The 16556-nt window shown below is 37.8% G+C and carries 19 protein-coding genes and 1 other annotated feature; all 19 genes read right to left on the bottom strand.

The features are described 5' to 3' along the window. Positions 1 to 2 precede the first annotated feature (2 nt). The 19 genes from lspA to ftsZ all read right to left on the bottom strand — a co-directional run bounded on the left by lspA (position 3) and on the right by ftsZ (position 16544). A complete protein-coding gene (lspA, locus tag K364_RS0106960; protein WP_028307429.1) occupies positions 3 to 449 on the bottom strand; it encodes a signal peptidase II in 447 nt (148 codons plus the stop codon). A 301-nt stretch (positions 450 to 750) separates the two neighbouring features. Continuing rightward, on the bottom strand, positions 751 to 1452 hold the full coding sequence (locus K364_RS23110) for a TraR/DksA C4-type zinc finger protein (protein WP_051533852.1): 702 nt from the start codon (positions 1450 to 1452) through the stop codon (positions 751 to 753). 24 nt (positions 1453 to 1476) lie between these two features. Further along, positions 1477 to 1764: a DUF5665 domain-containing protein gene (locus tag K364_RS0106970; protein ID WP_028307430.1), complete on the bottom strand. Its 288-nt coding sequence runs from the start codon at positions 1762 to 1764 to the stop codon at positions 1477 to 1479. 188 nt (positions 1765 to 1952) lie between these two features. After that, positions 1953 to 3320, bottom strand: coding sequence for a PFL family protein (locus K364_RS0106975; protein WP_028307431.1), 1368 nt, complete (start codon positions 3318 to 3320; stop codon positions 1953 to 1955). Positions 3321 to 3337: 17 nt separating this feature from the next. Then, on the bottom strand, positions 3338 to 3616 hold the full coding sequence (locus tag K364_RS0106980; RefSeq protein WP_028307432.1) for an ACT domain-containing protein: 279 nt from the start codon (positions 3614 to 3616) through the stop codon (positions 3338 to 3340). Between the two features lie 117 nt (positions 3617 to 3733). Beyond that, complete coding sequence (gene ileS, locus K364_RS0106985) at positions 3734 to 6508, bottom strand: isoleucine--tRNA ligase (RefSeq protein WP_028307433.1); 2775 nt, start codon at positions 6506 to 6508, stop codon at positions 3734 to 3736. Between the two features lie 61 nt (positions 6509 to 6569). After that, positions 6570 to 6798, bottom strand: a binding site (T-box leader). Positions 6799 to 6861: 63 nt separating this feature from the next. Beyond that, positions 6862 to 7389 (bottom strand): DivIVA domain-containing protein, encoded by a 528-nt coding sequence (locus K364_RS23115; RefSeq protein WP_051533853.1) that lies wholly within the window; start codon positions 7387 to 7389, stop codon positions 6862 to 6864. A 14-nt stretch (positions 7390 to 7403) separates the two neighbouring features. Next, the gene (locus K364_RS0106995; protein ID WP_156946416.1) at positions 7404 to 8135 is read right to left on the bottom strand and encodes a YlmH family RNA-binding protein; all 732 of its coding nucleotides are present in this window, start codon (positions 8133 to 8135) and stop codon (positions 7404 to 7406) included. 46 nt (positions 8136 to 8181) lie between these two features. Then, positions 8182 to 8439: a YggT family protein gene (locus K364_RS0107000; RefSeq protein WP_028307435.1), complete on the bottom strand. Its 258-nt coding sequence runs from the start codon at positions 8437 to 8439 to the stop codon at positions 8182 to 8184. Positions 8440 to 8453: 14 nt separating this feature from the next. Further along, a complete protein-coding gene (locus K364_RS23120) occupies positions 8454 to 8912 on the bottom strand; it encodes a cell division protein SepF (RefSeq protein ID WP_051533854.1) in 459 nt (152 codons plus the stop codon). Between the two features lie 9 nt (positions 8913 to 8921). Next, positions 8922 to 9608: a YggS family pyridoxal phosphate-dependent enzyme gene (locus tag K364_RS0107010; RefSeq protein WP_028307436.1), complete on the bottom strand. Its 687-nt coding sequence runs from the start codon at positions 9606 to 9608 to the stop codon at positions 8922 to 8924. A gap of 83 nt (positions 9609 to 9691) precedes the next feature. Then, positions 9692 to 10648, bottom strand: a complete 957-nt coding sequence (locus K364_RS0107015; protein ID WP_028307437.1) for a biotin/lipoyl attachment domain-containing protein — start codon at positions 10646 to 10648, stop codon at positions 9692 to 9694. Between the two features lie 4 nt (positions 10649 to 10652). After that, on the bottom strand, positions 10653 to 11474 hold the full coding sequence (pgeF, locus tag K364_RS0107020; RefSeq protein WP_028307438.1) for a peptidoglycan editing factor PgeF: 822 nt from the start codon (positions 11472 to 11474) through the stop codon (positions 10653 to 10655). A gap of 84 nt (positions 11475 to 11558) precedes the next feature. Next, the gene (locus K364_RS0107025) at positions 11559 to 11828 is read right to left on the bottom strand and encodes a YlmC/YmxH family sporulation protein (protein ID WP_028307439.1); all 270 of its coding nucleotides are present in this window, start codon (positions 11826 to 11828) and stop codon (positions 11559 to 11561) included. Positions 11829 to 11953: 125 nt separating this feature from the next. Next, on the bottom strand, positions 11954 to 12535 hold the full coding sequence (gene spoIIR, locus K364_RS23125; RefSeq protein WP_051533855.1) for a stage II sporulation protein R: 582 nt from the start codon (positions 12533 to 12535) through the stop codon (positions 11954 to 11956). Between the two features lie 43 nt (positions 12536 to 12578). Then, positions 12579 to 13373, bottom strand: coding sequence for an RNA polymerase sporulation sigma factor SigG (sigG, locus tag K364_RS0107035; protein ID WP_028307440.1), 795 nt, complete (start codon positions 13371 to 13373; stop codon positions 12579 to 12581). Between the two features lie 187 nt (positions 13374 to 13560). After that, positions 13561 to 14286 (bottom strand): RNA polymerase sporulation sigma factor SigE, encoded by a 726-nt coding sequence (gene sigE, locus K364_RS0107040; protein WP_028307441.1) that lies wholly within the window; start codon positions 14284 to 14286, stop codon positions 13561 to 13563. Positions 14287 to 14328: 42 nt separating this feature from the next. Next, entirely contained in the window at positions 14329 to 15267 is a 939-nt protein-coding gene (gene spoIIGA / locus K364_RS0107045) for a sigma-E processing peptidase SpoIIGA (protein WP_028307442.1), read from the bottom strand. Positions 15268 to 15494: 227 nt separating this feature from the next. After that, entirely contained in the window at positions 15495 to 16544 is a 1050-nt protein-coding gene (gene ftsZ, locus K364_RS0107050) for a cell division protein FtsZ (protein ID WP_028307443.1), read from the bottom strand. Between the last annotated feature and the right edge of the window lie 12 nt (positions 16545 to 16556).

A 16556-nucleotide genomic window follows, 5' to 3' on the forward strand; every position in this document is an offset into this window, starting at 1 on the left:
TATCACCCAGCCTGTTCTTCTGGCCAAACCAATAACTGCCAGGCCAATAGAATTACTCCTGTAACAATTGCCATATCCGCTACGTTAAAGACGGGCCATACTCTAAAATCTAAAAAATCCACTACATAGGAAAACCTGATTCTGTCTATAAGGTTACCCACTGCACCTCCAAGCTGCAGTGATAGTCCAATTGTTAGAATAGTGTTTTCACGTGCTAGTTTCCAGTACACCCCCACCAGCAGAAAAATAACTATTATCGTCACAACTATAAAGAAAGCTATCTGGTTTTGAAGTATTCCAAAGGCAGCTCCTGGATTTCTTACAAAGGTAATGTGAAAAATATTCTCTATCACAGGTATGCTTTCATTTGGGTGCATGGAAATTATAATAAAGTGCTTGGTAAGCTGATCAAGTATTACAATGACAATGGCCGTTACAGCAAATATCAAGATATCACCTCTAATCAATAGTAGACAAATATGTTGAACTTAACTCATCGAAAGAATTGTAACATTACTTTACCCTTTCTAGCAAGTAAAGTAAGTACAAAAAGATAAACACAAAAATGAGGTGATAAAACAAAACTTGGCTTGCGCCAGTAGTTCTAGCATTTTTAATGCGTAGAAATACCAGTCCTTTAGGGCGCCAAGTCCTTGACGTCGGCGGAAGCCTTAGTCTTTGTGAATACTATCTACATTTAAAAGTTATACTTTCTGATTATATAAAAAAGCTGTGGATAAATCCACAGCCTTACTTCTTGTCCTTGAACTTTTCTCCTTCAGTTTCACCCACGATTTTTTCTTTGGGTGGGCCCTCATCATCATGTCCGTATACATCTTCATAAAACATTCCATCTTTTCCTTTAAAATAGGGAATGCCTTCTACCATTTGTACTATTCCCCTGTCCTCATCAAAATCTGTGCCACCATAGTATGATCCTGCACCAGCTCCATGGGCATGTTCATTCCAGCGCGCCACATCCTGCCAGGTATCCTCCTGGTCCATTTCCTGTCTTTCTCTCATATATGCTGGCAGCACCTTTTCTTCTATAGGCCTGATGTTATTATCACCAGTTTCATATGCCTTGTCTCTGCAGTGAATACACTTTGTTGTTTCAGGCAAAACCTCCAACCTGTCACTATCAATGGCATGTCCGCATTCATCACAGTATCCATAGGTTCCCTTGTTGAGCTTATCCAGGGCATCCTCAATTTTTATAAGCTGTATTCTAGCATTGTCTAACAGGGCTAGATCTTTGGATCTTTCATAAACCTCACTTGCAACATCTCCAGGGTGATTGTCATAAAGGGATAATTCACCAGTAGATTCCTGCATGGATTCATGTAATCCTGTATCCTGTAAACTTTGAATCCGTTTTGCTGCTTCATCCTTCATCTTTCGCAGCCTATTGCCGTATCGTTCTAATGCTGATTGTTTAAGCAGGGCAAACACACCTCCATTGTAAAATAAAAGCTTCTAATAAGATTGTTCCCTAACCATGCGCACAATATCAGCAATAAAATCACTAATGAGTGGTAAGTTTAACAAGACAACTTTTTGCAATAAATATAATGCCAGGGCTCCTAGTAAAGTAAAACCAACTGCCATTCCAAGACCTCTGGCAACACCTGCTAAAAAATTCATATATATGAGCCGCTTAGGATCCTCCAATAGGCTCACGTATTCGCGAATCTGCGCCTTCTCTAACATATATGCCAGGTTAGATAGTTTTTCCTCCAGGGATTTATTATCCTTTTTTTCCAACCTGTAAACCTCCAGATAACATATTGGTCATGCAGTTTCATTCTAAAAATAGCAATGGTCTATTCATGAGTCAGGATGCAATTCAGGATACATCATTAAGGAAGCAGACCTTGCTCTTGCTTCTTGTTTCCTGCTTGTTGAAAGTGTATGTGTCCAGCTATTTAATAATACCTGTAAGTAATTTCATCTTAATTTGTCAGTGCTTGTATTGGCGCTGGAATTCTTCCGCCCCTGTTTACAAAACAGTCACTAGACCATTTGCTTATGGGCATTACAGGAGCCGTTCCCAATAAGCCTCCAAATTCAACCTTGTCTCCAACAGTTTTACCCGGAACGGGAATTATCCTAACTGCTGTAGTTTTGTTATTGATCATGCCAATTGCCGCTTCATCAGCAATAACAGCCGAGATTGTAGCAGCAGAAGTACTCCCTGGAACTGCCACCATGTCAAGGCCAACAGAGCATACACATGTCATGGCTTCCAGCTTTTCAAGGGTCAAAGCACCTTCTTCTACCGCCCTTATCATTCCAGCATCCTCACTAACAGGTATAAAAGCACCGCTTAGGCCTCCAACATAAGATGATGCCATTGAACCACCCTTTTTGACTGCATCATTAAGCATTGCCAAAGCAGCCGTGGTTCCCGGAGCACCGCAGCGTGCTACTCCTAGACTTTCTAAAATGTCAGCAACACTATCACCAACAGCTGGAGTGGGAGCCAGTGACAGGTCAACTATGCCAAAGGGCACACCAAGTCTTGCTGATGCCGTCCTGCCTACCAACTCACCCATACGTGTTACTTTAAAGGCAGTCTTTTTAATAACCTCTGCAATACTGCCCAGATCGAGATTGGGATGCTTTCTAACAGCATTGAGAACAACTCCAGGTCCGCTTACCCCAACGTTTATTACCGTTTCCGGTTCACCAACACCATGAAAGGCACCTGCCATAAAGGGATTGTCCTCAGGAACATTGCAAAAAATAACCAGCTTTGCACAGCCAAGGCCGCCCTTGTCTGCAGTCTCTTCAGCAGTCTTTTTAATTATTTCACCCATTAGCTTAACAGCATCCATGTTGATGCCAGCTTTGGTGGAACCAATATTTACAGATGAACAAACCCTTTCAGTTACACTCAAGGCTTCCGGTATACTATTAATCAGCAATTTTTCTGATTTGGTAAAGCCCTTATGTACTAGAGCACTAAAACCACCAATAAAGTTTACTCCCACCTCACTGGCTGCCTTATCCAAGGCCCTGGCAGCCTTAACATAGTCCTGTTCACTCTCACCCTTCATCACTAAAGAAATTGGAGTTACAGAAATTCTTTTATTGATAATAGGTATGCCATATTCTTTTTCTATTTCTTCTCCAACCTTTACAAGATTTCTGGCTCTCTCTACAATTTTGTCATAAATGTTTTGAGAAGTTTTATCTGGTGTATCAGACTGGCAATCCATGAGGTTGATTCCCATTGTAACTGTCCTTATATCTAAATGCTCATTTTCTACCATGCGGATGGTTTCTAAAATTTCCTCCCGGCTAAAATACAAATGCATATTCATTCCTCCATTATCTAAATGCGGTGCATATAGTTGAAAACATCTTCTCTTTGAACTGTAATTTTAACACCAAGGCTGGTGCCTGTTTCTTCCAGACGGGATAATAAATCACTATAAGCAATCCTGGCATCCTTGGCATCTGCCACTAAAATCATGGTAAAAAAGCTCTGCATGATGGTTTGACTAATATCAAGTATATTAACATTTGTGTCTGCCAAAACCCCTGTTACTGCAGCAATTATTCCTACTTTGTCTTTTCCAACAACTGTAATGACAATTTTTGAGCTTTCCATTGCTATACCCCCATAGTTTTATTATCAAATAATAATAGTATATAATTTTCCCATTTGCAAGCAGAGATATAAAATAATTTGACCCACCTGAAACATCCAAGTTGGGTCAAATTTTGGTTAAATTGTTTCTATAACATCAAGGCATCTTGGACACAATAGTTCATCCTCCCTGGTCTGGGATTTATCACTATATTTCCAGCACCTTTCACATTTATCCCCTGTTGCTTTGTCTACTAAAATAACTGCTTCAACCTCATCTGATTTGTATGCATCAGCAGGCATATTGTCTGTCATGGGACTAACCTCAGCACTAGAGACAATAAATATCTGGTCTAAAGGCTCTGACACATTATCAAGAACCTGAAGGAAATCCTGATTTGTGTAAATATGAATACTAGCGTCAAGTGAATGACCAATGGTCTTTTTTTGCCTTGCCAATTCCAGGGCCTTTGAAACCTCTTCACGCAGATTAAGTATTTTATCCCATTTTGCTTCTAAATCAGCATCTAAATAGCTTTCATTTACCTCTGGGTATTCTGCCAATTGGACACTTATTGGATCATCCTTCTTTTTAGGCATGTAGCTCCACACCTCTTCAGTTGTAAAGGCCAGTACAGGCATCAAAATCTTTACAAGAGATGTTAGTATTTCATAAATAACTGTTTGACTTGACCTTCTCAAGCTGTGATCTGCTGGCATTGTATACAACCTATCCTTACAAATATCCAAATAGAAGGCACTCATATCAATAACACAGAAATTATGAACACTATGATACACAACATGAAACTCATATTTCTTGTATGCCTTTGTCACCCTATCAATTAGCTTATGGAGCTTAAGCAGTGCCCACTTGTCTATCTCTGAAAGACTTTCGTATGGGACAATATGACTTTCTGGTTCAAAGTCATACAAGTTGCTCAAAAGAAAACGAAAGGTGTTCCTAATTTTTCTATAGGACTCCGTCATTTGCTTCATAATACCGGGAGAAGCAGCAACGTCACGCCTGTAATCAGCAGATGATACCCACAGCCTTAAAATGTCCGCTCCCATTTGCTCTATAACCTCTAATGGGTCCACACCATTACCCAGGGACTTGGACATCTTCCTGCCCTTTTCATCTACCACATAGCCATGGGTCAACACCTGTCTATAGGGGGCAGTCCCCCTGGTTGCTACAGCAGTTGAAAGAGAAGAATTAAACCATCCCCTGTGCTGATCACTGCCCTCCAGATACATATCTGCCGGCCATCTAAGGTCAGGGTGAGCAGCACATACAGCTTCATGACTAGAACCAGAATCAAACCACACATCCATAATATCAGTTTCCTTCTCAAACCCTTGAGCATTGCAATGGGGACATTTAAAGTCTTCCGGCAGTAATTCCTCTGGACTTCTTTCAAACCATACATTAGATCCATGTTCTTTAAAAAGCTTTTCAATATGAGCAATGGTCTCATCATTGATAATTTCTTTTTTGCAGTCAGAGCAAAATAAGATTGGAATGGGCACTCCCCAGGTTCTCTGCCTTGAAATACACCAATCACTTCTGTCTGCCACCATATTATATATTCTTTCCTCACCCCAGGCTGGAATCCATTCAACCTCTCTAATTGCTTTAAGGGCTGCATCTCTAAAACCATCTATTGAGGCAAACCACTGTTCAGTAGCTCTAAAGATAACAGGAAATTTACATCTCCAGCAGTGAGGATATTGATGCTTGGTAAACTCCAGGTGGAATAGATAGCCCTTATCCTCCAGCTCTTTTGTTATTTCTTTATTTGCCTTATCATAATACATTCCTGCAAACTGTACAGCCTCCTCTGTAAAGACTCCCTTATCATTTAATGGAGAAATTACAGGCAGGCTATACCTCTGGCCCACTGCATAATCATCAAGACCATGCCCAGGAGCAGTATGAACACAGCCAGTACCCTGTTCTAAAGTCACATGTTCTCCTAATATGACTATAGAATCTCTTTCCAGTAATGGATTAGCACACACGATGCCTTCTAACTCTTTCCCATGGAATTCTTGCAGAACCTTATATGCTAATTCTGCTTTTTCCATTACACCTTGAACAAGCTCTTTGGCTAAAAGGAACTTACCCTTTGAAGTATCTACAAGTACATATTTGAACTCTGGATGCACAGCTATTGCAACGTTAGCAGGTAGGGTCCAGGGAGTGGTGGTCCAGATCATTACATATGTGTTATCCCCTGGAACAATACCCTTCCCATCCTTAACAGGAAAATTTACAAAAATGGAGGGAGATTTCTTTTCGCCATACTCTACTTCTGCTTCAGCCAGGGCAGTTTGGCAGTCAGTACACCAGTAAACTGGTTTTAAACCTTTATAAATATAGCCCTTTTTTGCCATTTCACCAAATACTCTAATTTGGACAGCCTCATATTCTGGAGCTAGTGTTAGATATGGCTTATACCAGTCCCCTCGCACACCCAACCTCATAAACTGTTCTCTTTGAACATCAACATATTTTAATGCATAGTCTCTACAGTGATTCCTGAATTCAACAACGCCAATCTTACTCCTATCAAGGCCTAAGTTCTTGATGGCCTGCTGTTCAATGGGCAGACCATGGGTATCCCAGCCAGGCACATAAGGCGCATCATATCCAGACATTGAATAATATTTGACGATAAAATCCTTAAGGATTTTGTTTAACGTGGTTCCTAAATGTATGCCACCATTAGCATAGGGAGGACCATCATGAAGGATAAATTTAGGCTTGTTTTTATTTTTTTCCTGGACCTTCTCATAAATATTCTGTTCCTCCCAAAACTTCAGATACTCAGCCTCCCTTTTGGGCAGGTTAGCACGCATGGGAAAATCTGTTTTTGGTAAATTTAAAGTTTCATCAAATTTTGCCATTATTACAAATCACCTCTATATATTTAGTTATTTCATCAAATAAATAAAATCCCTCATCATTATTAAGGACGAGAGATTCCCGCGGTACCACCTTACTAGGTATTAAAACTCTAAATACTAATACCCTCTTTCTAGCAGTTAAGTAACGGCAAACTAACCGCCCCTTCCTACTTAGATTTCAAAAGGGGTGTTCACAGGTGATTTTCAATAGTATTTTTTCTGGCTTTCACCCTCCCAGAATCGCTGTTAAAAAATATATTACTATTTACTCTCCTGATCATCACATAACACCATCTATGCTGTTTTAACTATGAGGATTAATATTTGCAATAAATTATACCACAACTTAATTTTTAGTCAACTTTTTGTTCGTTAGTTTGTTGTTTAGCTGCGTTTTCCCTGGCACTTGCTGCATCCCCATCCTGTGGTATTGACGTAGATGCATCATCCTTTATCATGCGGTATTGTGTTTCAAGGAGGGATAAAATCTTTAATTTATAGCTGTTAAACTGATTAATGAGACCTTGAAGCTCTTCTTCCTTCTCCTGAACCTTTTTCTGAGCTTCCTCAATCATTCTCTTGGCTTTTAAATCTGCTTCTTGAATTATGAGCTTTGCTTCTCTTCCGGCAGTTTCTTTTAAAGTATCGGCAGTTTTTTGAGCTATTACAAGGGTAGCAGACAAATTATTTTCAATATTTTTATATTTGCCAATATCATCCTCTAACCTCTTAAGCTCTTCCTTGATTACTTGATTTTCTTTATAGATTTTTTCATAATCCATAAGAATCTTGTTCAAAAAGCTGTCCACTTCACTCTGACTGTAGCCCCTAAAAACAACTCTAAACTCAGCATTTTGAATATCCAAAGGTGTAATAGCCATTTATAATCCCCCCATCAGACATAAGCACCAATTTTTAAAGCTATTCTATCCTTTTTAGTAGTTCCCAGAACCTCCATTACTATAATCCGCCCCTTTCCCTGAACTGACAGTATGTCCCCTTCATTAATTTGATAATCAACCCGCGTCATGGGCTGCCAGTTTACCTTAACCCTATCTTTTTTAACCAGCTCAGCAGATTTGGATCTGGACAAGAAGAACCCAGCACTTAATACTGCGTCTAACCTCATTGAAGTTACAGTGGCCCTGATTTCTTTGAGAGATTCTCGAGGCAGCATGAGAGACTCAATTCTTTTTTCCTCACCAACCACAGGCACTGGGCCAATTGATCTCATGTTAGAAATAAGATACCCAGTTACTTTACTATCTGCTAGTACTTGAACCAGATTTTCATTAACAAAAATATCTCCCAGCTTGTCCCTTTTAATACCAGACGCCAGTAGTGCCCCTAAAACATGTCTGTGGCTGTTTTCAAAGAATTTAAAGCTGCCTTGAAAGCAAATAAGGGAAATTTGGAACTCTCTTTTATCTATTTCAAGGTATTCGGGAAAAATATATAGCTTTTTTCTTTCTGCACCCTGGTAACCACCCCATGTAAGAAACTTTATCTCTTGTATTCCCTGTAGAATGCTTGAAGCTGTATTTATAGTAAAGGGGTCAAAGAAGTCACTTACTTGAAGTTGTGATTTCTTTTTACAGGCTTCCACCTTGTCTAAGATATGGTGCATTGCCCCCAGCTGTTCATTATCCCTAATATGGGATAAAATACGTTTTCTATCTAATAAGGAGCCCAATGACAAAAACTTCAATCATTTTAATTAACATAAGGGCTATAATAGGTGAAAAATCTAAGGGCAATGATCCTCTTGGTATTAATCTTCTAATTGGAGCTAGAATTGGCTCAGTTATTTCATAAATAAAGTTTACAAGGGTGTTGTTGGGATTTCCTATTGGTATCCACGATAAGATTACTCTAGCTATAACTAGAAAATATAAGACACGAAAAGCTATGATTATAAAGTCTACCAGCATTTATCAAACAACTCCTAACTTTCACTAGTTTTATTCCATGCAAGATACTCGCCCTTTACAGGGGCATCCTTTACCTCTGTAAGATTAACCACGCTAAAGCTCTGGGGCAGAACTATGACAATATTAGAATTTATTTTTTCCATGGATCCAGAAATTGCATATGTAGTTCCACTTAAAAAGTCTAGAATTCTTTTTGCTAGATCCTTTTCAATTGATTCCATATTAACAATAACAGGTCTAAAGCTCCTTAAATGATCAGCTATACTCTGCACCTGCTCATAGTTTTCTGGGCTAATATATACTATTTTAACAGGCTTATTTTGATGAATACTTATAATATTATTGTTATGTTTAATACTATCTGCCTTATCTATAATAGGGTCTCCTGTGGATGATTTAACTGGCTTGTCCTCAGGTATTTCTTCAATTTCAAAACCTATCCAACTTAATAGCTTGTACCAGTATTTTTTCATATTTACCCCCTATATATGACCAAAAATTTCAGAACCAATACGTACCATATTTGACCCCTCTTCCAGGGCTACTTGATAATCATTGCTCATACCCATTGAAAGATACTTTAATTCGATTCCTGGTATATTAAGAGTGTCCAGCTTGTATTTAAGATTCCTTAATCCTTCAAAGACATGGCGAGTATCTTCAGGATCATCTTCAAATGGTGCCATTGTCATTAATCCCAGAACATTAATATGCTCCATCCTGGATAGCTTCACCAAAAAGCCTTCAACATTTTTGGGGGACATGCCAAATTTACTGATTTCTCCTGAAACATTTACTTGAATAAGGCAATTAAACTTGTAATTAAAAAGCTTGCCCTGTTTATTTAGTTCGTTGGCCAGGCTTTCCCTGTCCAGGGAATGGATTAGTGACACCTTGTTAGTCAAATATTTGACTTTATTTGATTGTAAATGGCCAATAATGTGCCAGTTAACTTTCTCATTAATGCTTGCATGCTTTTTCAAAAAATCCTGGACCCGGTTTTCGCCAATATCCTGTATTCCATATTGAATTACCTGGCTTATAACATCTGCAGATACAGTCTTTGTTACTACTACTAATTTAATTTGCTCTGGTGAATTTCCTCCTTTAGCTGCACTTTTTTTTATTTTCTCTCTAACCTGCTCAATTCTTTCCAGTAAATTGTTCAAAAAGAACCTCTCCCATTATTTATTGAAGGATTAATTTGAAATACCTTAAAAGTTTCGTCAAAAATTGCCAAAATCCTGCTTATTTACAACACTTGTGGATTAATTACTACCGGATAGCCGGGATCCTCAAGCATGATCAGAGCTTTGTCTGAAAGGTTTCTTAGGATATCCACACTCACCCAATCATATGAAGCATGGGTTTGAATGAATACTCCTGGCTCATCTTCTATATATACTATTGCTTGTTTTGAAACCAGGTAGCCCTCTTGCCTGTCTAAAACAAGAGTAAACCTTTCCTTACGAATATTATAAAAATCTTCCTTACGATCTAACACTCTGCCAAAACAAAAAACATCTTTTCCTGAAAGCCCCATGTTTGTAGTACTGATTCTATATTCATTCCTATCATTTTTTAATATCAGGGGCATGTCCTTTAATTCCAAAAGCTCAAAGCCATGTTTTATTACATACTCCTGGGGAAAATACAGTATGAAGTTTACATCAGAAAAGGGGTTAATAATCTTGAGTACTGGGGCTCCTTCTTCAACAAGTTCTCCCTCATTCTTATACTCCCTATATTGACCAAAATCCTTTTTTTTAAGCTCTAGAAGGTCTAATTCGCCAATTTGCTTTCCCTTGAACACCTCTTCAAAACCATCAGTATAAAAGCTTAATACTCCTGCATTACTGGTAGTAATTGGGGTATGCTTAAGATTCCCCTGAAAGGTTTGAGTTGTTAAGGTTGCTACATGTTGATTAACCCTGACCCTTTCTCCTTCACTTAAATCTTCAAAGGATATATGACCCTTATTGGGAGATCTAATTAACATTTCATCACGAATAAATATAACCTCAGCAGGAAACTCTGTTGAAATTACCTTTAGTTCAAGGTTTACTGTCTTTACAGCTTTGCTTGAAATAGACCAAATACCTTTAATGAGAAATAGTAATATCAATAAAACAGCCAGGTATATCCAGCCTTTTTTAATCCTTGACTTCTTTTTTTGAGGTTGGGGTATATATGCTATTTTGGTGGACAACACATCACCTACTAAGCCCTATTACTGCAGCCATTCTCCCTGTTTCTCCCTTATCACGCCGATGGGAGAAAAAGTATTCTTGACTGCAATGGGTACATAATTTACTTATATAAATATTTATATCTAGCAGGCCAGATTCCTGCAGGGATATCCTATTTGCCTCCCATAAATTTAAAAAGGCTTTTTCCTCATCTCCTTTTATTATGGAGGAGAAATTTGGATACGCCCTTTTCATGGGCTGTAATACCCTATCATCCACCTCATAACAGCAAGGCCCAATGGATGGACCTATGACAGCAATACAGTCCTTTGGATTGGCTCCAAAGTTTTTATGCAATTCATTAACAATCCTTGCTCCGATTTTTAACATGGTACCCTTCCATCCAGCATGAGCTATGCCTATGGAATTGGTCTGGGGGTCAAAAAAATATAAGGGGACACAATCGGCATAATAGGTGGTCAGCAGAATCCCCGGCTTATTTGTAACCATCCCATCAGCAGAAGCTAGGAAGTCATCATAATTAAACATACCTCTACCTTTATCGCTTTCATTTACAACAATAACCCTATTGCCATGAACTTGATCTAGAGCTACTGAATCCTCTAATGAGTACCCTAAAGTATTGACAAATCGCTTGCGATTTTCTATTACAGAGGCTTTTTTATCCTTTACGTGGAGACCCAAATTTAATGTGTCATAGGGTACTAGGCTTGTACCTCCTTTCCTGGTGGAGAAACCATGAACTATTCCATGAAATTTGTTTAAAGGTTCAAAGGTATAGTAAAAAAGGTCTGCTTTTTCTTCTAAAAGATATATGAGACACACCTCCTTTGGTGTTGCTTATAAATGAAATTATATATGCAGGGCACTAGTTTCGTCAAATTAACCATGTTGTAATTAAATAACTTATCAACAATTTTTATCTTCATGTTTAGGGTCTGTAAAGTTATGCATTTCCACAAGTATTACATCAATTCCAAGCTTTTTGATTCTATCCCATGGAACTACTATATCTTCATTTCTGCCAAAGAACTTAAAAAAGCTACCAGTGCCAGGTAATATTATGGACTTGATTCTTCCTCTTTCCAGATCAAGCTCAATATCCTTAATCTCACCCAGACGTCTTCCATCAACTATATTGATTACTTCCCGCATCCTCAGGTCTGAAATTTTCAACAATACTTACACCCCCATACTGGCTGACTATTTGTCCACTTTATTAACAAAAAAAACTTTCTATATCATGTATATGCTTTTAAAATTTGAAAATGTACAGGGATAAAAAAAAAGAAGGAGAAATCCTCCTATCTTAGCTTATCTTTTAAAACTTCTATAAATTTAAATTTGATTTGTACTGGTTTTTTATGTATATCCTTCTCCTCATCCATTCCCATTACAGGCATAGCCTTGTTTTGTGCAATACTATGTGTAATATCTATAAAGCACAAGGGAGGAAATAAGACACACCACCAGTTAGAACCCTTGCCTTCTCCAATAATAATCCTTAAGGATTCATATGTTCCGGCCGGCATAATAATGTCCCCATAAGCCCTTGTTGGGTAGTCAGTTTTACTCAGGATAGCTGCAGCCGGATAACTGTAACCCAAATTATTAATTTCTTCCTGGACAAGCTCCTCAAGTAAGGACAGGTTATTTAAGATATACTCTCTAGCTTCTTCCAATGATTTAGCCTTTTCAAGATCCGCCTCAATTTTATGTAATACTATATTTCTAATCTTGATCTTTAACTCCTGATCTTCATCAGTATCACTATTTGCAATTACATGAAACCTTATTAAGCTCTCATATTCTTTGTTTGAGGGCCCATCACTATTAAAGCTCCATGAAATGTTAAATAATGCCCCCAGGGCAAACGCAATTATCACAAAAAATATTACTCTCCTCAAATAAAGCACCCCATTTAATTTTCTAAACTTCCTTGTTATTTACCTGCACATATTTGCGCATATGATGCAGGGCTGCCTTTTCAAGTCTCGACACTTGTGCCTGAGATATACCTACCTCGTCAGCTACCTCCATCTGAGTTTTGCCATCAAAAAACCTAAGGGTTAAAATATGTTTTTCTCTTTGATTTAGTTTATTAAGAGCCTCTTTAACAGCAATTCTTTCCAACCAGCTGTTGTCATTATTTTTTTCGTCCCCGATTTGATCCATCACAAATATAGGATCTCCACCATCATGATAGATAGGTTCAAATAATGAAATGGGCTCCTGTATAGCATCCAGAGCAAAAATAATCTGTTCCCTTGGAACATCAAGGGCTTCTGCAATTTCATTAATAGATGGCTCTCGTGAGTTTTTGCTAACAAGAGCATCTCTTACCTGTAATGCCTTATATGCAATGTCCCTCAGGGAGCGACTAACTCTAATTGGATTATTGTCTCGAAGATATCTTCTGATTTCACCAATTATCATTGGTACTGCATAAGTAGAAAATTTAACATTTTGATTTAAATCAAAATTATCTATTGCTTTCATCAGCCCAATACATCCCACTTGAAATAGGTCGTCCACATATTCTCCTCTATTGGTAAACCTTTGGATAACACTTAGCACCAATCGTAAATTCCCATTAACAAGCTTATCTCTAGCTTCTTCATTACCATTTTGAATTTCTACAAATAGTTCTCTCATTACTTTGTTTGTTAATACAGGTAATTTGGAAGTATTTACACCACAAATCTCTACCTTATTTGCGATCAATAAACTTACCTCCTTTTAATGTTGCTAGTGGTGTTTAGTGCCTCGTTCCTTTAAGATTATTGCCATGGGCATTAACTTTTATACCGAATTAGATAAAATATAGAATCAAAAAAACAGCCACATAAAGTGACTGTCAGAGTTTGCCAGGTTCAAGCTAATCTGTTTATTCTACTGTTAAATTCTACTGCTATTCTAATTTGCGAAATTCTTTTCTTAACCTTTTAATAATTCTTTTTTCAAGTCTTGAAATATATGATTGAGAAATGCCGAGAATATCTGCAACTTCCTTTTGTGTCTTTTCTGTGCCATCCATCAAACCAAATCTAAATTCCATGATTTTCTTTTCTCTGGGATTTAGTTTTTTCATAGCTGCATGGAGCAGCTTTTTATCAACTTCCTCCTCAATAGATCTATAAATAATATCATTTTCCGTTCCCAAAACGTCAGATAATAACAGCTCATTTCCATCCCAATCAATATTAAGAGGTTCATCAAAGGAGACCTCTGTTTTTGTTTTGTTATTCCTTCTTAGGTGCATTAAAATCTCATTTTCTATACATCTGGATGCATAGGTGGCAAGCTTAATTTTTTTCTTTGGATCAAAGGTATTTACGGCCTTTATTAAACCTATGGTCCCTATTGAAACCAGATCTTCTATACCAACACCAGTATTTTCAAACTTTCTGGCTATATATACTACCAGCCTTAAATTTCGTTCTATGAGTACACTTTTTACTGCCCTGTCTCCCTCTTCAAGCTTATCTATTAAAAACTTCTCCTCATCATTTGATAGGGGTGGGGGTAATGCCTCGCTGCTTCCTACATAATGCACTTCTGGATGCAGTTTGAACTTAATTAATATATTTAACAGTTTTATTTTTATCTGCCAGCGAAGTTGTAACAGTTTCTTCATTAACAAGATCCCCCCAAAATGAGTAAAAGTTAACTACCAAATCTAGCTGTCAGAGACAAAATTGCGCAACAATTCCGGATGTAAGAGTCCCTTGTATATGCCTTTGGAAGAAAGCTTATACTTATAAATTCCTACAATTATGTCCTTTATTTTTATTGTTTTGTGGTTATGTACAATGATAACTGCATCAGGCCTAAATCCTATTAGCATGCCTTTTTGCTCACCTATAGAATTAAAGGGTATTACCCTGAGCCTTGATGCCAGATACGTTTGTGATAAACATGCAATAACTGAACTTACATCAAAGTCATCATTGTTTTTCAGTTCTTCAAAGGCCTTTTTAGGGATTATTCCTTGCAAAACATCTAATTCCGTTATCATTACCGGCTTTCCAGTAATGGGATCCGTTAACTGGTTGCCTGTATCAACTAAGGTTTTTACGGCAACCCTTTCCTCGCCCAGGCAAATAATCACTGGGACATATAAAATGCTTTTGATAAAGTTTTTTATTATAAGCCTTGTTCCGAATCTGCCAATAATCGCAGCAGTGACAAGGGCAGCTAATAACCAATTGTACCCCAATGGCTCTATTATAGAAAATTTACCGGTGATAACGGCCTGCACAGTATTTTCAGTCTTCATTAAGTAAATTGCTGCCAGCATGGCTCCACCAACAGCAAAGACAATAAAATAAAAATAGGCTAATGCCTGTATCATTTTTCTAAAACTCAAAGGATAAAAGGCAATATATATCATCAATATTGAAAATGCAATCTTGACCAGCAGCGATGAAAAAGAAGTATGTAAAGAGGGAAAATACACAGTAACTGAATATAAAGCACCTGTACATGCAGCAGTGAAAATTCTTCTAAAGGACGTGGTAAAACCTGTAATCTTTGCAGTTGCCCAGATTAGTACAAAATCCATGGCAAGATTCACAAGGAACAAAACATCTAAGTATAGAATGTTATCATCCAGCAATAAGGCCACCTCAAAGGTAATACTCCATATAATTATATTAAAGGCATAACCAGTCTATGACTTCTAAAACAATTATACAGAAGCAATCTAAAAAAGTTTGTCATTTATTGCGAATTACCAAAGTTCTTTAGTATAAAAATAAAAAACTGCATTTCCCGCTTCAAGGACTGCAGTTTAAAATATTAGAACAGCACATTTAAATGTTTTTATTAATTATTAATAAGCTTTTAGCGTCTTCTTAAAAAAGCAGGAATATCCAGATCGTCCTCAGTAAATGGCTTTACATCTATTTCCTTTGTAAAGGCTTCTGTAGTCCTTTTCCTTTCATCAAAACCAGTAGCTATTACTGTTACTCTCAGCTCATCTTCTAGTTTTTCATCAACTACTGCTCCAAAGATTATATTAGCCTCTGGATCTGCAGCAGATGAAATAATTTCTGCTACTTCATTAACTTCGAATAAACCAAGGTTGCTGCCGCCAGTAATATTTAATAATACTCCTTTAGCACCTTCAATTGAAGTTTCTAATAATGGACTGGATATTGCCATATTAGCTGCTTCAACAGCACGCTTATCACCATTGGCACGTCCGATGCCCATTAAAGCCGACCCCGTATCCATCATGATTGTTTTAACATCAGCAAAATCTAAGTTTATTAAACCGGGAACAGCAATTAAATCTGAAATGCCCTGGACACCTTGCCGTAAAATATCATCTGCTATCTTAAAAGCATCTGAAATAGAGGTATTTTTATCTGCTACCTGCAACAATCTATCATTAGGTATTACTATAAGAGTATCTACTTTATCCTTTAATTCTTGTATGCCTATTTCTGCCTGACTTGCCCTTTTCTTGCCCTCAAAGGTGAAGGGTCTTGTTACTACACCTACTGTTAAAGCACCCTGTTGTTTAGCTACCTCAGCAACTATGGGGGCAGCACCTGTTCCTGTTCCACCACCCATTCCAGCAGTTACAAAAACCATATCTGCACCCTGAAGGCTTTTGACTATTTCATCTCGAGTTTCTTCTGCTGCTTTTTTGCCAATATCTGGATTAGCGCCAGCGCCTAAACCTTTTGTAAGCTTGTTGCCAATTTGAATCTTGGTTTGTGCTTGACTAAGGCTTAAGCATTGGGCATCAGTATTTACACAAATAAAATCGACTCCCTGTAAATTAGCCGAGATCATGCGATTAACGGCATTATTGCCTCCTCCACCTACCCCAATAACCTTTATCCTGGCAAATGGGTTATACTCTTGATGTTCTAATTCTAACATGTAGCATCCTCC

The organism is Desulfitibacter alkalitolerans DSM 16504 (assembly GCF_000620305.1).
GTDB lineage: Bacteria > Bacillota > DSM-16504 > Desulfitibacterales > Desulfitibacteraceae > Desulfitibacter > Desulfitibacter alkalitolerans.